The sequence below is a fragment of the Pedobacter steynii genome (genome assembly GCF_001721645.1).
GTDB lineage: Bacteria > Bacteroidota > Bacteroidia > Sphingobacteriales > Sphingobacteriaceae > Pedobacter > Pedobacter steynii_A.
Genome location: NZ_CP017141.1, coordinates 4,335,129 through 4,356,824, shown reverse-complemented (window position 1 = coordinate 4,356,824; position 21,696 = coordinate 4,335,129). Strand labels below are relative to the sequence as shown.

The following is a 21,696-nucleotide window of genomic DNA, read 5'->3' as shown; positions in this document are numbered from 1 at the left end:
AATTAGCGAACAGAAAATCTATCTTTCTGTCAAATTATTAAGTGATTTTGGCTTTTAGTTCATTAATCTATTCCTATTTGAATTTAATTGCAATTATTTTTCATTTATTTTAACAAGCATTTATGCTCTGAAAACGGAATAACTATAAGCCAGGGGATTCGTTATTTTATTTTAGCAGCAGTCCTGGCTTTCAGTCCCCAGCTCCAGTTTTCCCTGATCGTTGCTTTTACAGGCAGGATATTAAATTTACTGGTATCATATCCGGCGGCCAGTAAAATCGTTTCTCCCGGAAGCGTTGAAAAGCTAAGGTTCATTTTTCCTTCATTCTCATACACCGTAAAGGCCAGTTCTTTTCTTTTATCGGAACTGACCATACTTACTTTCATATCTGTCTGAATCCGGCAGGTATCTCCTTTGGTGCTAAAAACCCTGATAAACGAAGTCTCTCCATTTTCCCGGTTTGAGGAGACCAGAAAACCACCCTCTGCCCGAAGTTTATCAAATGATACATTTTTCCATTGATCCGGAATTGCAGGAAAGACCCTTGCTTTTCCGCCATAGCTCTGTAATAACATTTCCTGGATAGAAGTTGCTGCAGCAAGCGGGGTTTCAATCACCGGACCGGATTCCTGGTACAGGGTATTTGGTTTGATGAAATTATCAAAAAGCTGATTTAATAAATCGTAGGATTCATTTCCTTTCCCCAACATGGCATTGATCGCGGCAGCACCGGTAAAAGTATATCCCTGTAATGCTCCTTTCAATGAAATCCAGTGGTTCATTGACTTTTCAATGAGCTCCCTTTTATCCACCTGATCGGCATTGATCAGGCGATAAGGATAGATCATCATCAGGTGTGAGTAATGGCGGTGTGAGCTGCTCAGGGGAACATCCTTACCGATCATAAAACCAGTATCATCTACTGGATAAGGTACCAGCTTTTCTAAAGTAGATTCCCATTTTCCCCGGTCGGCATCGTTTAGATTTTCATTTTTATCCAGCGCAATTAACGTTTCCAATCCCCAACGCAAACTGGATAATGCATAATTCGCATCTTCTGCATATTTATATTCCGGAGAAAAAGAAGAAGGCAGATGAAGAACTCCTGCCTCATCTTTTTTCAAATGATACATCAGGTGATTCACCGATCTTTTCAGTAATGGGTAAATGTATCTGGTTAATTCCTCCTTGTCTTTGGTGTAAGCATAATATTGATAATAATAGAACAAGGTCCAGGTCAGGTTCCCCAATTCAAATTGCCCATTGTCCTTTTCCGCTTCCCTCAGGGGTGCAACCAGATCATAGCCACTGATGCGTCCGATTGCAGCCGCATCCTTACGCCATTCCTCAGGAACGTTATTAATCAGATTCTGCAGGTTCTTATTCAGGGTATTAAACAGCGATTTAGCCAATTCCATATGATTGGCCGTAAAAACAGGTGAGTAGGTTAACTGGGTATTTAAGTTCCACCAGATTCCGGGCCATGGTGTTTTACTGCTGAACCAGGGGCCCATCAGGTCAACCATAGGTTTGTTCGCTCTTGTTGCGGAAGCCAGTTTATACAGCTGGATCCAATAAAAACTTTCCATCCGCTGATCCGGAAGCGACAGGAAACTCTTCTGATAAAACTGATTCCACCATTTTTGATGTGCTGCCCACACGACCGGCATCTTAGCGGTAATAAAAGTATTGATGGCAGTTGTTGCTTCTTTTATTTCATCTGATTTTCCGTCTCCATCATACCCTACAGAGATGAGCATGGTACTCTCATTGCTTCCTTTTTTAGCTGTCCAGGCTGTCGCATATCCCCCACCATTTAACAACAATTGATGACAAACCGTAAATGTCCCTGATTTTTGAAGTGTTGAGGCAGGATTTTCCGGATAGGTATCGGGATTTCCGGAATTGTTCTGGTTCATTCTAGGGCTCTTGCTTTGCTCGGCGACAAACTGCCAGCTGACGTTCTTTTCCTGCTGAGTTCCCTTTGCCTTAATGTAGATCACATTGGTATTTGCCGGGACAAACGAGCTGAATTCAACAGCTCCTTTAGTGGTATAAATCGTTCCCTCTGCCCTGGCATTGTAAATATCCAGGTTCATTTTAGCCCCTGTAATTACTCCTGCTGTTTTCAGTACCATTCTTCCGATTGGTAACCTTGGCCGGGAGATCAGCGGTTCTGATAGTCCTGTTCCCTGATGCTCTCTTTGATCGGTTACATCCGTCCGTCCAATATCAAAGCGGATTGTACGGTCATCTTCCTGATAAATATTGGTCCCCAGTAAGCCATTTCCCAATAATATACCCGTATAATAACTGGTACCGATGGAATCCCATCGCAAGGTTTGGCGCTTCATATATTCTGCCCAATTGATCCCAGGATGATTCACCTGAGCAGCTAAGCTGAGGCTGCATAGCAAAAAGATAAAACCAGCGTAAATCTGTTTCATAAGATTAAAATTAAGATGGTTATTCCCCTGGATGATTCTCTTAATTTAAATCTAATCAGATTTACCCGAAATTTCGCCAATATGCCAAAATTCCTTAATGTTATACTAAAATTCCTAAATATCCATGAACTGAATATCTTCCAGACGATAAGGTTCCATCAGTTTATAACCGTTCACCAGGATCGTTGGGGTAAAAGTAATCTCTGCCATCTCACACCAGGCCTTTTGCCTTTCCGTAACCAGGCTCATTTCCTCATTCACATGAACAGGGTATTGAGTAGCCCAGGTATCATAATCTTTATTGCTTTGTTTATACCAACCATTTAAAGCTTCTCCTACGTATTTACCGTCTTTAGACAAGCTCAATGCGGTTACATGTCTGGCCACTTTGGTGCGGGCATCTTCTTCATGGTTTGCCGTAGTGAACAAGATTTTTAATTGCAGGTCTTCCCTCGTCGTCAGCCATTCATCCAGCATTTTATGGGTAGCCGCACATGGCCCGCAGAATGGGTTGGTGACCATCGTAATGACCGTTTGTGCCTGAGGGTTCCCTAAATTGATGGCTTTTAATTCCTCCGGAACAGCATAACGAGGTTGTCCGGTAAGCAGTTTATGGAACAAATCGCTGTTGTATTTAAATCCTTTCAACTGCTGTTTCAAGTGTTTTGTTTGTCCGGCTTTAGTCAGGAAGGGTTTCAGGAAAGCCCAGATCGCAATAGGAAGTAAAAAACAAACCATCACAGTGGGAAGAACTGAAAGGGGAATATCCAATGTAAAAGAAGAATTCATCAGGAAAGCAAATGCTTCCAGCCAGAGCAATCCCTGTATGGTACAGCACAGTACACACCAGTTTTTAATCTTTATCTGGTAGCCGATGGAGTAAAAAGTGTAAGGTAAAGCAGCAAGACATAACCAGGCCAGCAGCGCAACGGATTGTGGGTTGACCAGTAGACAGAGCAATGATCCCGCAAAATAAAACAAGCCCACTTCGCTCCAGCTTAACCAACTGGTTACTTTAGCGGCATCTGACTTCAGGATCGCATTACAGTTATTCTCTTTGCCCAGGCTACAGAGGTTTTGTATGAAAGGATTGTTTCCGTCAATACTGTACACTAACAGCAATACACTGACGGCAACTCCTAACAGTTTTACGGCCAACAAGGCGCCATAGGCCATACTCAATGCAGTATCATTAACCACCGCAGCAACACAAACCAGGAGTAAGAGAACCAACAATGGAACGCGCGCCTGATCGAACCATCCTTTGAGTTGTTCCATTCTGTAATTTTCTTCTCCGCTATGCTCCGTCTTTTCGGCATATAAGAGAATTCCATCCCATTTTTTCAGAAACTCTGTTTCCTCCATGACTGCCTTTTTCTCTGTCTCGTTGGTATAAGTGACTTTTCCGTTTGTAATGTTATGGATCAATATAAATCTGCCTCCTCCATCTCCTAAATGAGCAATTAAAGGAAATGAAAGGTCCTCAACAGCATACTCCCCTTTGTCTATCCTATAGGTTTCGTGCGGTATTCTCCAGCCATTTAAAGAATCACTAATCGCCAATAAACTAGGGTATTCCGGATGCTCATTTAATTGATACTGTACGGTAGGTTTGCTTACGTCAATACGAAGCTCTTTTATAAGAGATAAAACTACGGCTTCAGAATTCTCGAGCCTGGATTGCAATGGATTTATCATATAGAGAACAGTTGATTTACAAAAAAGAACATTTGCAGCTTAATAAATTTACTTTACAAACATTAAAAATAATCCCGTTAAACTAATCTACAAAAAACACATTCACATTTGCAATATATTTTTCCTATTATACTGAACATTTTCACTGTACTTATTATTTTACAAAAAAATCAATATTGTTTTATAAAAAAATTGTCTTTTTCACCGGCATCAGAATTATAATAAGCAGGCATGATTTATATGATGATCATCCTATCATAAATCGGACTATTTTTGTCTGATATTATTAACCACATACAGAAATGAACATATATTTAACTGCTATTGTAAAAAGTAAAGAAGGAAGCGCTGAGTCTATGAAAAACCTGCTGCAACAGCTCGTTGTGGACTCCAGGAAGGAAAATGCCTGCCTGCAATATGACCTTCATCAGGATCAGGCAAACAGAAACGTATTTATTTTTCAGGAGATCTGGGAAAGTCAGGAGGGATGGAACCTACATAATTCTCAACCTCATATTGCCCGTTTTATCGCAGATTCAGTAAGCATTATAGATGGGCCGGTCACCATTTATCACACAGATAAGATCAGCTGATTCTTAGCTGAGGCATAGAAAAACACCTTGATAAGGAGGATTCGCATCTAGAATATCCCCGACATGATGATTCGTTTAAACGGATAAAAAACAGGCTGTTGGGGATATTCTTCCTGAAGTCTTATTTTATATTCTTTAACCCCGGTTTTCTACAAGATATGATCTTTTATTGCTCCCGAACTAAATGAAAATGCCCAACCGTTCTGTGGCCGAGCGTTTTCATTTACATTTAATCAGTGTTTATTTTTGAGTGACACGAATATCAATCCGTCTGTTTTGGGCCCTTCCTTCAGGGGTATCATTACTGGCAATCGGATGTTCAGGACCATAACCTTCCGCTTCCAGGCGTTTGGCATCAACGCCTAGTTTTACCAGTGCTTCTACTGCGGCGTTTGCCCGCTCGGTAGATATTTTCTTGTTCACAGCTGCATCACCGGTATTATCAGTATATCCTCCCATTTTGAGCTTTACATTCGGATAAGCTTTTAAAATGGCGGTTATATTTTTTAACTGCTCCTGCGATTCAGCTTTTAAGGTACTTTTTCCGGTTTCAAAATACAACCTGTCAAAAGTAAACCAGGTGGTTTTATCAACCGGTTTATCTTTGTCTTCAATGAATGAGATCAAGCGGTTTTCTACAGAATTATCTCCAATATTAATTACCGTGCCATCGGCTAGTTTCTTATTGATATTAGCACCCAGATCTCTGATAAAATCACCAGCTTCATTCAGTTTACCTGCAATGGCACCTTTTGCGGTTGTTGCTCCATCTTTTATCGCATCAGCAGCAGAGTCAAGTTGGTTGCCTGCAGAATCTACATTAGCCGATAAAGAATCAACTGCGCTACTCATGGTCGTGTCTTTGCAACCCGATCTGCCTAAGATCCACCATACTCCTATAATGATGATCAGTAATGGGATTAACCATTTCAAGAAGCTACCTCCGGATTTAACGTCATTTCCAGAAGCATAATTTACAGGAGGAACCCGTGGTACTTCGACCCTGGGCACTTCCACTTTCGGCACCTCTACATTCGGAATATTCACATTTGGCATATTGATCCCCGCTAAGCCGAGCGAATCGCCTAAGCCCTGAGGAAGTGCGGCGGTAATATCTGCTTTATTTTCAAAAATCTTACCCAATAAGTCGGTCAGGCTCCAGCCTTTACTGCTCATGATTTTAGATACAAATCCGGTAATTAACGGAACAATCATTGCCAGCAAGCCTGCGGATTTATCAGTGCTCAATCCACCTGATGAGGAAACTGCATTCGTTAAAGCATCAGTATCCTGTCCAAATAAACCACCCAACATTGATTTACCTTTCTCCAACAAAGAATCATTATCGCTGTTTAACAAATCTTCCGGTTTACTTTCTCCTCCTGAATTGGTAATATTAGAGAGCATTTTGCCCAAAAATCCTGAATCTCCTCCTACTCCGTTTTTTAAGATTCCGGCCAGAACAGCGGGAATACCTGCAGAAAAACCGGCTTGCACCTGTTCTTCAGTTACGCCAGCTTTCTGGCTTAAAGAGGAGACAACGCTGCCGCTGACCTCATTCTTTAGCATTTCAATTAAATTCATGTTTATAGTTTTTAGGTTAGAAATCTTAATTCAAACAAATACTATACACCCTCGCCTTTAATTTCAATTCGACCTATCGGATTACAATAGGTCTACACTATTACAAACTTAAGCACTTACGACTGAAAATCAGCAAGTTAAAATACATTAACAAGGAAAGATCATTTTTTCAGGGATAACGACCGTTTTCCGGGCCAGTATTAGAGAGAGATGCCCAACAAAACCGCCTCTAAATAATGATATTTAGAGGCGGTTTAATCACGTTTCACGGTTAGGTTACCAGTGAAAGAGAATACTTTATCAACAATTTATCCGGCATCCGGTATTTCAGGTTCAACCAGTTTAATGAGTTTTTCCAGCGATTCCTGCCAACCCAGATAACACATTTCCGCTGGTATCACAGCAGGTATTCCTTCCTGCAGTACTTTTAATTCCGTGCCTACTGATGTTTTTTGAATCCAAACAGAAGTAGTCATTATACCCGGCAGGTTAGGATCATCAAATTTGTCGGTGTATTTAAGAAATTCATTTGGCTTAACCTCTAAATATTCTCCGCCAAATGAATGGCCATTTCCAGTAGTAAAATTGTGAAACGACATTCTAAAAGTACCACCAACCTGAACGTTCATCTCGTGTACGGTACAAAGAAAGCCATAAGGCGGCAACCATGAAGCGATCGCCGTAGATTCGGTGAAGGCACGATATACCTTTTCAGGAGAGGCCTTAATAACTCTGTGTAATGAAACTTTATTGTCTGACATAACATCATTTTTTTGTATTCCTACTCGTTTGGCTTTTCGGCTCGCCCGTTTTTGTCTGTGGTAGCTGCTCCACCATTGTTTTAATAAAGATCCTGGTAAAAACAGATATTAAAAGGGGGATAATGCGACAATTTACAGGCAATTTTGCGACAGGCTTCCAGACCTTCCTGTATAAATTCCGGGAGAAACGTTTTTCGTCATCAATTTTTAATGCCGTAACGGAGTGAAACCAGACCTGTTTCATAGGTTTTACTATCCAGGAGTGTAAGTTGGGTACGATTACTTTGCTCCTGAAACAGTAGTTTACCACTACCCAGTAATATTGGATGCACCGAAAGCCACAGTTCATCTACAAGTCCTTCTTTCATCAGGGCAGCGGTAAGCAAAGCCCCTCCATACAGCCAAATGTCCTTGCCCGGTTGTTCTTTTATCCTACGTGCTTCAGCAATACTGTCACCTGATATCAGTACCGCACCTTCTTTTAAAGATTTTAATGTCTTCGAAAATACATACTCCGTAACTGCAGGCATGCCAGGTACCATTTCTCCATTATTACCATCGGCATATTGCTGCGCGATTTCATAGCTTTTTCGCCCTATAAAGATGGCATCAATGCGGGCAAAGAATTCATTCAGTCCATAATCCTGATCGGTAAAGCACCAGTCATATTCGCCGTTCGGACCTTCAATGTATCCGTCTAATGTTACGGCCAGTCCTAATATTAGTTTTCGCATGTTGTTAATGTTTTATCCTGCAAAATTTCATAAACCCTTTGATCCGGAATTGTATAAAACGGACATTAGAATAAAATGTGCTGTGCGTCTAAAACCTCAGAGGGAGAATGTCCGGTGTACACCCTATAATCATGGATAAAATGTGCCTGGTCATAGTAGCCGCTTTGATAGGCAACCTCAGTAAGTGAAATAAGCGGGTATTTTTTCAGATGCTGCAGTGACTGCACGAACCTGAAGACACGCAAATACGCTTTGGGCGACAAGCCTATATTTTCCTGAAACCTCCTGGAAAGCTGACGCTGACTCATCCCAATTTCAGCACTGAGCTTACCCACAGCAATTGAACCGCCCGAAAGCCGCGCTTGTTTCATACAAAAGGCTACCTGTAAATCATGCTTATCGGAAGCCAATTGTTGCACCAGATATTTTTGCACGGTTTCTACACGAGCTTCATTGGTGCATAAGCTGGCTAGCTGATCCTCTAACTCTGCTGCCATTCCAGACCATACATCAGAGAGGGCTACAGTAGTGTCCGTTAACACCTGCATTGAAACACGAAAGAACTGACTGGCCATCCCCGGATAAAAACAAACGGCAAGACAGCCTGCACCCTTACGCATCTGAACATCCATAGGACGGCTCATACGGGAAGTAATGATACTTCGATTATGGAATTCGTTGTCGATCATCGCCACAGGTTTACTGGTGTAGTTCAAAAACAGTTCCACACAAGTATCCGGCAACACACGAATATGATGCGTGTCCGCATCTTCCTCACAGTCCATAGTACATATCAATTTTATGTAGGGCTGTAAAATTGGAATAATATCATACAATTGCAGGCGCATGTCTTGTAAAGATAACTGATATCAATAAATTGCCGAATTTTTATATTAATCCTTATTCAAGTAAACCAGTATGTTGTTTTACACTCGCTGCTTCAGCCCTCGGCTTTCTGGAAAAAGAAAAACCTCTTAGCCATTAACTTTTTCTATTGGCCATACCTGACCTATAATTTCCGTTTTGTGTTGTGCTTTCGCATGAAGCGTGAAAAACGCTGCAAACAGTAACAGATAACTAAAATACTTTTTCATTGAACATCTTTTTAAGCAAAACAAACACTTTATCATCAGCGCGTTGCGGCTCATCATATCGGTATCTGATCAAATTTTACAGGCTGGCAGCAGAAACCTGCCCCAGCCTGAAGTATTGGCTGAATGTCCTTAATAACTGCTATTAAAATCCCTTGTTCTGCACAAGATTTGGGTTTTTATCGATTTCACCTTGCGGTATAGGGAACCAATAGTTTTTCTTTGTAAACACCCGTCGTTGGTAAACACTTCGTTTGAAGAACGCTTTGGGATTACTTTCATTATCATTGTTTTCGGCCCCTGTAAAGTTCATTCCATAGAAATTACCGTTTAACACCTCTTCTCCAATTTTCCACCTTCGAATGTCCCGGTATCTGATACCTTCTGTGTTCAACTCGACCCTTCGTTCCCTGCGAATTGCCTTACGCATCGCATCCTGCGATCCCGGCACAGGCAAAGAACCATTCCCGCCACCGAATTGAGGGATACCGGCCCGTTCACGGATTAAGTTAAGGTATTTCAGGATATTCGGGTTGCCGGGTTCAGTCTCGTTCAAGGCTTCTGCATAGTTCAGATAAGCTTCTCCAAGCCGATAAAGGATACCTGGACGATAGGGATTGATGTTATTGCGGGGGTCATAATCCGGATGAACCTTTTTTCTGACAAGGTATCCATTTTGTGGTGCGTCATGCGTCGGCCCGCCGTCCATAGCACCGAAGTAAAACTGTGTCCGCCGGTTTTCCCTGCGATGCCATGCCTCATTATACAATACGGAAATGTAAAACCGGGGTTCCCGATGCGTGTACATATTATAGGTATTTTCCAAAGTGACCTTACCGCCACCCCGCACTTCTTCCCATTTTGTGTTCCTTATTTCGGGAGCCGTTGAAAATCCTTTTTCCACGTAACCGGAATTGGGATCGTCTATCGGCAATCCGTTTTCCATAAAGAAGGCATCCACCAACGACTGTGTGATTCCCAAGCCGCCATTGCCACCAGTTCCACGGGGTTGCGCATGCTTGTCGTACTCAGAAAAATTACAGTCCGGCCGGGCAAAAAGGATTTCGTTATTGCCATCCTGACGTCTTTTAAACATCATATTCTGATAAGAGAGAAAGGGGTCAATACTTCCATCTGAATTCCGTTCATAGTAAAGTGCATGCCCGTTCGCTTCCGCCACATCCACCAACTCTTTACATGCATTTGTCGCTTTAACCCATTTACCGGGATCATAACTGGCATTATACAAGGCAACCCCTTCATGATTTTTGAAATCTGCATAGTCGGGATTTCCGTTGACCAATGGACTGGCAGCGAAAAGCAATAACCGCGCCCTTACCGCTAAACACATGATCGAAGTTGCCCGGCCATATTTCTGCGTGTTTGAATAAGATGGTGGGAGTAACGACGCCAATTCTTTCAGTTCAGCATCTATCCAGTTTACCGTTTCGTCAAACGGAGTCTGCCCGATTAAAAGTTCCTTTTCTGATGCATCCGGGCTATAAAGTCCCGCATGATAGGGTATAGCACCATAGACATCCAAAAGCAGAGAGTAATAATAAGCGATCAGAAACCGGGCCTCATAACGCATCAGTGCCACATCGGCTTCTGTTACGAGTTGTGCCGGATTTGGCTTCACATTTTCGATTAATATATGTGCTGCCCGAATCCGCCGGGGAAGCTCAGACCAATAATTGGGTGTCCACTCACTTGTAGAGTTCCAGTTGCCGTTTTGCTTAGACACCACCGTCCAGCCAAACTGTTCCCAACCAGTAGATGGAGCGAGATCATCGGCCAGTGCATCAAAGGCAATATCGCGGGTATACCCCCAATAAGGATCAGGAATATTGGTATAAATACCGGCTAACCAGTCCTCTGTTCTTGTCTTGTCCTTAAAAATCATCTCGAGCGTAAGCTGATCATCCGGCATCCTGTCCAAATATTTTTTGCATGAAGTAAAAGATACCACAACTAACGTTGCGAACATGTATTTGAATATTCTAGTCATTTTAGAAGTTATTAGGTTCATTGTTATTTAAAATTGATCTCTACCCCAAATGAAACAGACTTCATCACCGGATACCGCAGTCCGTTGTTTACCCCCAACTCCGGATCCCATAGCTTGAACTCTGAAATGGTAAGCAGGTTATTCCCACGAAGAAATAACCGTAGGTTCCTTACGCCTACCCTATTCATTAAATTTTGTGGCAGGTTATATCCTACTTCAATGTTTCGCAGCCTGATCAGACTCATATCACGTAGCCACCAGGTAGAGGCTTCATTGTTGTTTGCGCTTTGGTAGTCAGAAAGACGCGGGTAAAACACATCTTGTCTCGGATTATCCACAGTCCAACGGTCTTGTACATTAGCATAAATATTACCCAGGGAGCCATTACCGCTTCCTGGAATAAAGTTAGCTCCACCAATCACGCGATCGGTCTTACCTATTGCCTGGAAAAAGAAACCGAATTCAAACGCCTTGTAACGAAGATTGGCCCCGGCACCATAGATTAACTGAGGATCTTCGGTACCACCAATTGCTCTTCGATCCAAGGTATTGATCAAACCGTCGCCATTTAAGTCCTTGTATTTAATATCTCCGGGGCGTACCGGACCAAAAGTATGTTTTGGCACATGAGGAGCCAGTTGCCCTCCTCCTACATTGGCGAAATCTCCTTCTGTGAAAAGACCGTCTGCAACCAATCCAAATAACTGCCCGATAGGTTTGCCCGTTGATGACCTGCTGGTGCCTATAATAGCGCTGGGCTCATCCTGCTCTAAAATGCGGTTTGCAGCATAAGTTAAGGTACCTCTCACGGATAAGAAGAAATTTTTACTGAGTTGTTTATTGACATTAACTGACATGTCTATTCCCCGGTTCTCTACCTTACCGTAGTTCGCCCATGGAATGCTGACAAAGCCACTCGAGCCCGGTATCGAACGTCTCTGCATAAAGATGTCACTCCTGAGCTCCTTAAAAAAGTCCATTTGCAATTCTATTGTATTCCATAGCCCCAGTTCTATACCTACATTGGATTTAGCGACTGTCTCCCAGGTTAGGTTCGGATTGCCCAGATCTCCCTCACGCCGTCCGGTACGGGAAAAATCATTATTTATGCCCCAACGGTATCCGCCCGTTTCACCAATGGTTGTAATATAAGCGAATCGCCTGCCATCCAGGTTATCATTACCCACCAGACCGTAGGACCCCCTGAACTTGATTTTGGAAAACGTGCCCCGAAATCGTTCCATGAAAGGTTCTTCAGATAAATACCAGCCCAGGGCAACAGAAGGAAAGAAGCCAAAACGTTTTCCCCGTGCAAAGTTCTCCGATCCGTTATAACCGAAATTGAATTCAGCGATATAACGATTATTGTAGTTATAGGAAAACCTGCCGGCAATACCCTGGTTGCGAAAAGGCAAAATGGAACCGTTGTCATAATTGCGCATATTGTACAAGAACATTGATTCGATGTTGTGATTACCAATAGCTTTATTGTAAAATAATGTTCCTTCAACATAGGTGCTTTTGTCTCCCCAGTCTGATCCCGTGGAATAGCCCAGAAATTGCTGCCCGTATCTGTCGATGACCAGCTTCAGATTGCCGTCCTGATCCCTTCCCGTTGCAGGGTTGTAATAATCGGGATCTTTGCTCCGTGTAACGGAAGTATTCGAGTACCGGTCAAACGAAAATAGTCCCCGGGCCTTCAGCCCTGGTATGACAAAACCAAGATCCTGCTCTAATGAAAATAACGATTCAAGCTTGCTCGCACTAAACCGCTCATATCCCCGCTGTGTGGCCAGAGCCCAGGGATTGGTTCTTTCAGGGGTACGGGGGATTTCTCCGGACGAGTATACTGTAGGGTGAACAAACGGCGGAATGGTAAAAGCTTGCTGGAATAAATCGTCAACACTTTGAGGTGCACGTTGCCGGTCCTGCATATAACCTCCGATATTGAGCCTGAAAAGCGTTGAAGGAGTAATATTGATATCTACATTGGAACGGACATTGAACCGCTGCAGCTTGGAAGAGGAATCCCATGCCTGATTTGGATCCCGTTCAATAAGCCCCTGCTCACCGTAATAGGATGAAACCAGGGAATACCGTAAGATATTGGAGCCTCCGGAAACAGTCATATTTGCGCGGGAATTGGCCGCCTTGTCTTTCAATATCGCATCCAGCCAGTTTACATCAGGATAAAGATCCGGGTCTACGCGGTTGCGGGTATTATCAATGCGCTCCTGGGTATAAAGCCCGTTTTCACCCCTTTCTTTCCGTATGTTGTTCATGATCTCCAGATAAGTCGCTGCATCCACAAAATCGGGCAACTGTATGGGTTGTGTGAAGCCCTGTTCATACTTTAATGAAACATTTGGCTTGCTCACTTTACCCCTTTTTGTGTTGATTAATATCACGCCATTCGCACCCCTTACGCCATAGACTGCACTGGCCGCCGCATCCTTAAGGATGGAAAACGATTCGATCTCTTCAGGGTCCATGTTGTCCAGTGAGCGTTCAACCCCATCCACCAGCACCAGCGGATTTCTGTTCCCACCAAATGTACTGATTCCCCTGATCCAAAAATTCGAATTGTCATATCCAGGCTCTCCGGATCGTTGGATACCAATAACGCCAGCTAATTGACCGGCCAGGTTATTGCTCATGGAACGGCTCGTGCCTATTTTCAGTTCCTTTGGATCGATGGTGGTGATCGCACCAACAACAGATGCACGCCGCTGTGTGCCAAAACCAACTACCACAACCTGATCTAATTCGCCCACACTTACGTTTAGCATCACATTGATGACATTAGCCGTATCTACTTTTCGTTCTTCCTGCATGTAGCCTACCATAGAGTATACCAATGTGGCGGTCTGACCAGGTAAAACAATCTGATAAGCCCCGTTCTTATTTGTCACAACAGAAGTTCGCGCATTTTTTACGCTTACGGTGACCCCTGCGATCGGCTGATTCTTTTCATTGGTCACTTTCCCTCCGACGGTTCGAGGCTGTGTTTTTTGAGTGGAAGAGAGCGGCTTCCTTTTGATGACAACCGTATTTTTATCGTTGATGATATAAGTTAAAGGCTGGTCCTGGAAACATTTGTTTAGAATTTCTGATAAGGAGGCACCTTGGACAGAAAGGCTAACCTTATTCGCGTTATTCAGGTCATCGGCATCATAGAGAAAGTTATAATTTGTCTGCTGACGAAGCAAAGTAAATACCTGCTCTAAAGGAGCGTCCTTAATGGTCAGTGAAATTTTTTGCTGAGCATTCGCAGTTGTGTGCAAAAAACTGACAAACAACAGGATGATGATACTTTTCGTCGTAAAAAAAAGCTTCGAATAAGTGCATAGCGGCTTCCGCCGATGCATTTCGGTAAAAATGTTATACATTTGGTTGTTGGTTATTATTTTCTGAAAGGATGGATAATTTAACGAACAAATGCCTTATGGGCAAAGGGTTGGGGGTGCTGTAACACCTCTAGCCTTTTTAGGTCCATACCGCATATATTTAGATCGACCTACGGCATAACAGTCACCCTCCTTCCCTGGATTTTAAATTGAACTTTTCCGGTTAATTCAATGGTTTTCAGCAACTCATCAAGTTTCTCGTATCTGGATACTGAGCCACCGAGCTTTTTCCGGTAAACATCACCCTTATATTCAACTTCAACATCGTACCATCGGGCAATTTTTTGCATTACAGTCTGTATGTTCTCATTCTTGAAAAGAAAAATTCCTTTTTTCCATGCAATCGCATCTTCGGCATTTACCGCCGATACATCAAATGATTGCTTCGAATTCAGCATCGCCTGATTTCCCGGATTTAACATAATTGCGGAACCGACCCCAAATCTCATTTTAACCAGGCCACTCAGTAAAGTGGTTTGATAGGATTCATTGCTATAAGCACTTACGTTAAAGCTGGTTCCAAGTACCTCCACTGTTTTTTGATCTGTGACCACCTTAAAAGGCTTTGACTTATTTTTCACCACTTCAAAATAGGCCTCGCCGGTTAGCTGAACAATGCGTTCCTTTCCGTTGAAGTTGATGGGAAACACTAATTTGCTGTCCGCATTTAACCACACCCTGGTACCATCAGCAAGTACCAATGCATACTGCCCCCCACGCGGGGTAATCAGTGTATTGAAGAGCTCTTTACCCCCTCCGCCAGCTTCGTTATTGCTTTGATAGGTCAGCGTGTTATCACGGTCTTTTGAAATGGTCACATACGCGTTTTCGGAAATCAGGTCTTTTCCTGAATCCTTTAACAATACCTGATGGCCATCGGATAAAATAAGCGTAGCCTTGTCTCGTCCCGGCTCAATAGCAACCGCTGCCACCATTGGCTTAGCCTTTCCAGGCTCGTCGAAATATTTAATAAAGATAAACCCAATACCGATGGCGATGACAATGGAGGCCGCAACAGACCAATGCCATTTTTTAAGTTTTTTAGGCTCGCTTAGGGTTAACCGCTCGTCAAGATCTTTTAGGAACCGCTGCCGGGTGAGCTGGTAATCACCCATTTCGGCTGTCCAGGGAATATCGGATAAATCAAACAGATCATTGTATTCCTCAAACAGTTTCTGTTCTTCCAGGCTCGCTTTCCCCGAGGTGCAACGCTCATAAAGTATGTCGAATTCTTCTTGTGTCATGGATATATTTGGTATGTGTATAGACAACAAGTTCTTCAACAACTCACATAACTTTAATATTTTTTTGGTAAGGTGAATAAAAAAACCTTTTTTTATATTTCAATAACCAAACTATACCTAACTCAAAATGGCATTAACGCAGCTCACAGATGAAGAACTGTTCTCCGCGGTTAAACGGGACGACAGGAAGGCATTTGATATGCTTTATGAAAGGTATTGGGCGCTAGTCTATAAGAAAGCTTTTTTCTACCTCCATGATCAGGATGCCTGCCTGGAAATTGTAAACGACATTTTCTTAAATATCTGGCTTAAAAGAGGTGTTTCTAATATTTTAATCTTTAAAAACTACCTTGCTTCAGCCGCTCGTTTCCGTGTTTATAACGTCCTTAAGGCCAGAAAAAACAACAACCTGGTTTACGTGAACAGTTACGAAATGTTCGAAAATAATAACGTCGAGCGCAATGCCGGCGAAACCGACATGATTAATACTGAAATCCACTCCCGCATCAATGGTTTACTTAATGGCTTACCTGAACGATGTAAAGAGATCTTTTTACTAAGCAAATTCGGACAGCTCAGCAATTCCGAAATAGCCGTTAAACTTTCCATTTCAAAAAGGACGGTTGAGAATCAAATCTCTTTGTCGGTAAAATACCTGAAAAATCACTACGCAATTCAGGGCAAACGAGTAATAAAGTAATCGATCTCCATAATCAGATATTAATTAAAAGGCGGATCTTCTCCCTTGCTTTTCTTTAATAGGAACAAAACGAAAAAAACCTCTAAATCGTGACATTTAAAGGTTTTTTGTAGCGTTCTGATTTGGTGTATTATTCTGCAACCGCATTATTCTCCGGCCAGGCAAAACCTACTCCTCCATGCCGGTATCTTTCTGTTTCCAGATAAAAAGAATTCACTCCCTGAAGCCCGACTCCCGCATAATAGACGAATTTGTCTACATGCTCCTGAAATTCACCAAACTCACGATACTCAGCGTGTAAGGCAAGCGCTTTTGCCAATTCTTCATTATGGATGCGAAATGCCTGCTCGCAGGCCTCCTTCAGTGAAAGATTATATTCCTGCTGTAATACAAAGACCAGGTTAAAAACTTCTGTTCCCTTTGCCATTTCTTTTGGCAGGGAATGAATGTCATTTTGCCAGGCAACAACCAAGGTCATATGAGATATCATTTTTTGAACAACAATATGCTCAAAAATATGTTCCGGCAGGACAAGTCCCGATTCAATTTCACCTAAGATCAGATATGGGCGCATAAGAACAGAATACTCACGAATGGTTTTGAAAAGCGTGAGCGACGGCGGGCGCTGCGCTATTTTATAAGGATACTCCAATTCAATCCCATATCTGAAGGATTGATAGAAATAATAAATAAAACGCTCCACCCATATATCAGGCATCAAAGCGCGGAATTCATCCCTGATCAAGGCCATATGCTGATAGAGTGCATTTTCTTCCGGTCCAGGCCGGGCCCCTTTGAGAATGTCTACACAACGAATCCTTAACTGTTGGATTTCCTCCAGGGATGAATGTTCCACCTGATCATCAAGAGCGACATACTGGAGCATGAACCTGTTGCAGGGAATACTCTGCTCATAGGTTAAGTCCGGCCACATACGCGCAGTGCACATGTGCAGCCTCATTTTCTTATATATTTCACGCTGTTTTTCCGTCAGGAAAGTGTAGTCATTGTCGATCCATCCGTCCATATCTTTTCCCATTTGCTCCGCATGCGGGTTAATAAGGTCTGGCCAGGGATAATGGCCACGTGGCAGGTAATCTTTTGAATTATATTCTTCCGGTTTCATTTTTTTTAGAGGTATGTTTAATTTAACTGTTCACTTAGTTATTTTACAAAGAATTGATGAGGAACGATTATTGATTTCACTCTTTCTGCTGAAGGAAACCCATTCAACGAATTGTACCGTTCCATTTTTGATGACACATTCTTCCATCCGCTCAGGGTCATACTGATATAATGAACCCGGTTCACGACTGCATCGTGCCATTCCCCGAAATCGGGTAAAGATTGTTGCAGATGAACAAACTCTTCCAGCGCTTCATTGTGGATGCGAAGATCCTCCAGGCATGCTTCCTCTAAAGAAATGTTCCGGTTATGCTGAATCACTTTGACCACGTTATAATAAATGCTATCGGTTGCTTCATCCTTGATCACAGATTGTACCTCATTAAAATAAACCATCATTTGACTGGCCAGGGTTTTAAGCCGTTGTATCACCGGATGCCCATAAATATCAGCTGGCAAGGGTAGTTTCGTTTCTACATCTGCCAGTTCCAAAAATGGAAAAAGGCAGAGCGAATCCTCGCGGATAGCAATACATTCCTCTATAGTTGGAAAGGCTTTTTTAGATTTGTAAATGAGTTCCTGCTCCAGGCCCTTAAAGTACTTATCCAGTGCAGCAATAAAACGATGCAACGATTCGACCGGAATAAACTGCAGGAGTTCCTTCCTCAGGGACGCCAGCAAACCGCCTAAAGGGATCTGGGCTTGTTCAGCAGTCAGATTCCCTCTGAGTACATCCACAGACCGCTGATGAACAAGCCGGCTTTCCTCCGGGGTTCCTTCTTCATATTTATCGTCATTATACAGTGTCCATAACATGAACCTGCAAATGGGTTTTAAACGCTCCGGACTGGCTGTGGGGAACCATTGAGAGGCGATATGGGCAGTTTTGGTTTTCTTATACTTCTGCCTGGTATCTGGATCATCCCTGTACAGCCATAGGTACTCCCCATCAATCCACTCATTGTCCGTAATTTCCTGCAGCGCATCTGCTGAAGGATTCTTAAGCATGGGGAAAGGGTAATGAAATCGGGAAAGCATGTGTGCATTCATAATAGGTTTCTTTTAATTTATAAATTCATTGTCGCTTTGTTTTTAATATTGCAGCTTTATTTGATGGGCACATTATCGTCATAGGGCTGATTTTGAGTATTAATTCAACGATAAATTGTAAAAGGAAAGCAGTTTAATGATCACATTTTCAATCAGAATATCCGGACAGGAAGCGCCACTGGTTAAGTGGATCACCACTGCATCTTTGTCTGGCAGATAGGAAGAGGTAACCTTTAACCTTTGGTAATGAATGTCCCAATGAATAATTTTGTCGTCAGAGACCATACTGTCGCTAGAGGAAATAAAGTAGGTAGGCACTTTTTCTTCACACAACTCCACCAGATGGGAGGTATTTGAACTATTATACCCTCCTACGACAATGGCCAGGTCTGCATCTAAGGACAACATACTGATCACTGCACTTTGATTGTCATTTGTCGCATAGCAAAGGGTATCTTTCATGTTTGCGAAATGAGCTGAGGTATCCTCCTCATTTATGCCGTATTTCTCTCTCATGGTTTGCATTAAATAGTCGGCTATTTCCTGGGTATCGCTGGCCAGTAAAGTCGTCTGATTAACCACTCCTATCCGGGTTAAATCCTGCATGACATTAAATCCCTCAGAATACCTGTCCTTGAAGACCTTTGCAAACTCATCCGGAGGTCTTCTGTCAAGAATAAAATCGGCCAGTAATATGGCCTCCTGCAGATCTTTGATGATTACCGAAGGTGCTACGCTTTTACTGTGTGAGAATGTGGCCCTGGTCTCTTCATGATCAGGCTTTCCATGCACGATGACGGTATAATCGTTATTAGCAATCTGGGAAACCCTGGTCCATACTTTTTCCACAAAAGGGCACTTGCTCTTATAATAGATCTGCTGAATTTTTTTTGCCTTTAAAATACGCTCCATTTCCAGGGTGGTACCAAAAGCAGGAATAATGATGACGTCTTCTCTTTTGATTTCATCCCATGGGATAAGCTGATTTCCTGCGGTATCCATAATAAACCGAACCCCATTCTCCTGTAAAGCCATATTGACATGCGAATTGTGAATGATCTCACTTAACAAATAGATCTTTTTACCCGGATTCTCTTTAATAGCCGCATAGGCAATCTCTATGGCATTCTCCACACCAAAACAGAATCCAAAATGACGGGCGAGATGGATCCTGACTTTACCAAAATCAAGTATGGATGGCATAAAATCTCTTTTTAAGCGGTCCTTCTCCTGTCTGCCTTTTTTTATGGTCGTAATGAATTCGCTTCTATAAATTTCAGGAATATTAAATGCTTTCACGTTTCTAGAATCTAGCGGTTAATACTTCTTTCCTTAAAGACATTATCGATGCTTTCGACGCTCTCACCGTGTACATGATTCCTTCTTTATCGTACATGCATTCTCTATACAGTTCCTCCACTTTTCCATGCTCAACAATCTGGTCTGGTACACCAAGGATCTGTAAGTCGGCCTGATACTTATATTCAGTCCTAAATTCGGCTACTGCTGTTCCGAACCCGCCAACCTTACAGCCATCTTCTACAGTAATGATATGCGTATAGTTCTGAAACACATGGTGGAGTAGATCTTTATCTAGTGGTTTCACAAACCTCATATCAAAAAGACCTGAATAGATTCCTTCTTTCTCCAAATCCAGGCAGGCATCATTCGCAAAATTCCCAGGGTGACCAAAGCTTAGAATAGCGATATCTGCTCCTTCCCTGATGATCCTTCCTTTTCCAATTTCTATTTCCTCAAAAGGCTTTCTCCACTCTGGCATCACCCCCCGTCCTCTGGGATAACGAACAATAAATGGCTGGTCTGTTTTGTCCAGTTGTGCGGTATACATGAGGTTGCGAAGCTCGGATTCGTTCATTGGGGAACTGATGATTACGCCAGGCAAACAACGGGAATACGCAATATCATAAATGCCATGGTGCGTAGGCCCATCTTCGCCTACCAAACCACCACGGTCTAAACAAAAGATGACGGGTAATTTTTGTAAAACCACATCATGGATCATTTGATCATATCCCCTCTGCATAAAGGAAGAATAGATATTGCAAAAAACTTTTAGGCCCTGTGTGGCCATGCCCGCCGATAACGTAACGGCATGCTGTTCGCAAATACCGACATCAAATGTACGGTGCGGCATCTTTTCCATCATAAATTTCAATGATGAACCTGAAAGCATGGCCGGTGTAATGCCTACTATTTTATCATTTAATTCGGCAAGCTCTATGATGGTATGTCCAAAAACATCCTGGTATTTTGGTGGCTGTAAGGTCGTCGATGCCTTTTTGTGGATTTCTCCGGTTACTTTATCAAATAACCCTGGAAAGTGCCATAAGGTTTTTTCTTCTTCGGCGGGTAAAAACCCTTTCCCTTTGGTAGTCATCACATGCAATAATTTAGGCCCTGGAATTTGTTTTAAGTCTGCCAGGATAGCTGTTAATTTGATCACATCATGACCGTCGACCGGCCCAAAATACCGCATGTTCAATGCTTCAAAGAAATTGGCCTGCTCTGCAAATGCACTTTTCAGACCTGCTTTAGCATGATTGAGTACGTCTTTAGAAAATTCACCAACAACCGGGATCTTATTAAGTGTATTCCCTACTTTTCTTCTGATCTTATTGTAGGCCTTTGAAAGGGTAAGGTGTGTGAGGTATTCTTTTAAGGCACCAACATTGGGATCTATAGACATGCAATTGTCGTTTAGGATCACAATAAGGTTAGTTCCCGCAATACCAGCATGATTAAGGGCTTCAAAAGCCAGGCCTGCAGTCATTGCTCCATCACCAATCACAGCAACATGCTGCTTATCATGTTCGCCCTTCTGTTTTGCTGCCAGGGCCATTCCAAGTGCTGCAGATATAGAGGTGGAAGAATGGCCAGTCCCAAAGGTATCGTATTCACTTTCATCTCTTCTTGGGAAACCACTGATCCCTTTATGCTTTCTGTTGGTATCAAAGAAGGGCTTTCTTCCGGTAAGTATCTTATGTCCGTAAGCCTGATGGCCAACATCCCAAATCAGCTGATCGTAAGGAGTGTTCATCACATAATGCAATGCCGTTGTGAGTTCTACAGTTCCCAGGCTTGCTCCGAAATGTCCACCATTTAAACTTACTGTATCAATAATAAAGGAGCGCAGTTCCTCACATACCTGTGGGAGTTGACTGACCCGCATCTTCCGTAAATCAGCGGGATAATTGATGTGGTCAAGCAGAGATAATTTTAGTTTTGTTTTCATA

The 21,696-nt window shown here is 42.6% G+C and carries 15 protein-coding genes; 2 read left to right on the top strand and 13 right to left on the bottom strand.

Features of this window, described 5'->3' with window-relative positions:
- Positions 1-161 precede the first annotated feature (161 nt).
- Positions 162-2,447, bottom strand: coding sequence for a glycosyl hydrolase family 95 catalytic domain-containing protein (locus BFS30_RS18045; RefSeq protein WP_083252102.1), 2,286 nt, complete (start codon positions 2,445-2,447; stop codon positions 162-164).
- Positions 2,448-2,561: 114 nt separating this feature from the next.
- The gene (locus tag BFS30_RS18040; protein ID WP_069380568.1) at positions 2,562-4,145 is read right to left on the bottom strand and encodes a cysteine peptidase family C39 domain-containing protein; all 1,584 of its coding nucleotides are present in this window, start codon (positions 4,143-4,145) and stop codon (positions 2,562-2,564) included.
- 302 nt (positions 4,146-4,447) lie between these two features.
- Between BFS30_RS18040 and BFS30_RS18035 the strand changes: the two genes are divergently transcribed.
- Positions 4,448-4,738 carry a putative quinol monooxygenase gene (locus BFS30_RS18035; RefSeq protein WP_069380567.1) on the top strand — a complete coding sequence of 97 codons (291 nt, stop codon included), beginning with the start codon at positions 4,448-4,450 and terminating at the stop codon, positions 4,736-4,738.
- A gap of 240 nt (positions 4,739-4,978) precedes the next feature.
- Here the strand turns inward: BFS30_RS18035 and BFS30_RS18030 are convergent, their stop codons facing one another.
- From BFS30_RS18030 to BFS30_RS18000, 7 genes are all read right to left on the bottom strand, one after another.
- Positions 4,979-6,322: an OmpA family protein gene (locus BFS30_RS18030; protein WP_069380566.1), complete on the bottom strand. Its 1,344-nt coding sequence runs from the start codon at positions 6,320-6,322 to the stop codon at positions 4,979-4,981.
- 308 nt (positions 6,323-6,630) lie between these two features.
- Complete coding sequence (locus BFS30_RS18025; protein ID WP_069380565.1) at positions 6,631-7,083, bottom strand: SRPBCC family protein; 453 nt, start codon at positions 7,081-7,083, stop codon at positions 6,631-6,633.
- A 200-nt stretch (positions 7,084-7,283) separates the two neighbouring features.
- On the bottom strand, positions 7,284-7,817 hold the full coding sequence (locus tag BFS30_RS18020) for a dihydrofolate reductase family protein (RefSeq protein WP_069380564.1): 534 nt from the start codon (positions 7,815-7,817) through the stop codon (positions 7,284-7,286).
- Positions 7,818-7,882: 65 nt separating this feature from the next.
- The gene (locus BFS30_RS18015; protein ID WP_069380563.1) at positions 7,883-8,665 is read right to left on the bottom strand and encodes an AraC family transcriptional regulator; all 783 of its coding nucleotides are present in this window, start codon (positions 8,663-8,665) and stop codon (positions 7,883-7,885) included.
- A 388-nt stretch (positions 8,666-9,053) separates the two neighbouring features.
- A complete protein-coding gene (locus BFS30_RS18010) occupies positions 9,054-10,916 on the bottom strand; it encodes a RagB/SusD family nutrient uptake outer membrane protein (RefSeq protein WP_069382510.1) in 1,863 nt (620 codons plus the stop codon).
- A gap of 23 nt (positions 10,917-10,939) precedes the next feature.
- The gene (locus BFS30_RS18005; protein ID WP_083252101.1) at positions 10,940-14,305 is read right to left on the bottom strand and encodes a TonB-dependent receptor; all 3,366 of its coding nucleotides are present in this window, start codon (positions 14,303-14,305) and stop codon (positions 10,940-10,942) included.
- 128 nt (positions 14,306-14,433) lie between these two features.
- Positions 14,434-15,567, bottom strand: a complete 1,134-nt coding sequence (locus BFS30_RS18000) for a FecR family protein (RefSeq protein WP_069380562.1) — start codon at positions 15,565-15,567, stop codon at positions 14,434-14,436.
- A 127-nt stretch (positions 15,568-15,694) separates the two neighbouring features.
- On the opposite strand from BFS30_RS18000, the gene BFS30_RS17995 reads away from it, so the two are divergent.
- Positions 15,695-16,267, top strand: a complete 573-nt coding sequence (locus tag BFS30_RS17995; RefSeq protein ID WP_069380561.1) for a sigma-70 family RNA polymerase sigma factor — start codon at positions 15,695-15,697, stop codon at positions 16,265-16,267.
- 130 nt (positions 16,268-16,397) lie between these two features.
- Here the strand turns inward: BFS30_RS17995 and BFS30_RS17990 are convergent, their stop codons facing one another.
- From BFS30_RS17990 to dxs, 4 genes are all read right to left on the bottom strand, one after another.
- On the bottom strand, positions 16,398-17,393 hold the full coding sequence (locus BFS30_RS17990; protein ID WP_069380560.1) for a terpene synthase family protein: 996 nt from the start codon (positions 17,391-17,393) through the stop codon (positions 16,398-16,400).
- A 38-nt stretch (positions 17,394-17,431) separates the two neighbouring features.
- On the bottom strand, positions 17,432-18,442 hold the full coding sequence (locus tag BFS30_RS17985) for a terpene synthase family protein (RefSeq protein WP_069380559.1): 1,011 nt from the start codon (positions 18,440-18,442) through the stop codon (positions 17,432-17,434).
- Between the two features lie 99 nt (positions 18,443-18,541).
- Complete coding sequence (locus BFS30_RS17980) at positions 18,542-19,741, bottom strand: 4-hydroxy-3-methylbut-2-enyl diphosphate reductase (RefSeq protein ID WP_069380558.1); 1,200 nt, start codon at positions 19,739-19,741, stop codon at positions 18,542-18,544.
- Between the two features lie 4 nt (positions 19,742-19,745).
- Positions 19,746-21,695 (bottom strand): 1-deoxy-D-xylulose-5-phosphate synthase, encoded by a 1,950-nt coding sequence (gene dxs / locus BFS30_RS17975; RefSeq protein ID WP_069380557.1) that lies wholly within the window; start codon positions 21,693-21,695, stop codon positions 19,746-19,748.
- Between the last annotated feature and the right edge of the window lies 1 nt (position 21,696).

Coding starts and splice junctions, on each gene's coding strand:
- BFS30_RS18045 (WP_083252102.1), bottom strand. CDS start 2,447: ATGAAACAGATTTACGCTGGTTTTATCTTTTTGCTATGCAGCCTCAGC.
- BFS30_RS18040 (WP_069380568.1), bottom strand. CDS start 4,145: ATGATAAATCCATTGCAATCCAGGCTCGAGAATTCTGAAGCCGTAGTT.
- BFS30_RS18035 (WP_069380567.1), top strand. CDS start 4,448: ATGAACATATATTTAACTGCTATTGTAAAAAGTAAAGAAGGAAGCGCT.
- BFS30_RS18030 (WP_069380566.1), bottom strand. CDS start 6,322: ATGAATTTAATTGAAATGCTAAAGAATGAGGTCAGCGGCAGCGTTGTC.
- BFS30_RS18025 (WP_069380565.1), bottom strand. CDS start 7,083: ATGTCAGACAATAAAGTTTCATTACACAGAGTTATTAAGGCCTCTCCT.
- BFS30_RS18020 (WP_069380564.1), bottom strand. CDS start 7,817: ATGCGAAAACTAATATTAGGACTGGCCGTAACATTAGACGGATACATT.
- BFS30_RS18015 (WP_069380563.1), bottom strand. CDS start 8,665: ATGCGCCTGCAATTGTATGATATTATTCCAATTTTACAGCCCTACATA.
- BFS30_RS18010 (WP_069382510.1), bottom strand. CDS start 10,916: ATGACTAGAATATTCAAATACATGTTCGCAACGTTAGTTGTGGTATCT.
- BFS30_RS18005 (WP_083252101.1), bottom strand. CDS start 14,305: ATGTATAACATTTTTACCGAAATGCATCGGCGGAAGCCGCTATGCACT.
- BFS30_RS18000 (WP_069380562.1), bottom strand. CDS start 15,567: ATGACACAAGAAGAATTCGACATACTTTATGAGCGTTGCACCTCGGGG.
- BFS30_RS17995 (WP_069380561.1), top strand. CDS start 15,695: ATGGCATTAACGCAGCTCACAGATGAAGAACTGTTCTCCGCGGTTAAA.
- BFS30_RS17990 (WP_069380560.1), bottom strand. CDS start 17,393: ATGAAACCGGAAGAATATAATTCAAAAGATTACCTGCCACGTGGCCAT.
- BFS30_RS17985 (WP_069380559.1), bottom strand. CDS start 18,442: ATGAATGCACACATGCTTTCCCGATTTCATTACCCTTTCCCCATGCTT.
- dxs (WP_069380557.1), bottom strand. CDS start 21,695: ATGAAAACAAAACTAAAATTATCTCTGCTTGACCACATCAATTATCCC.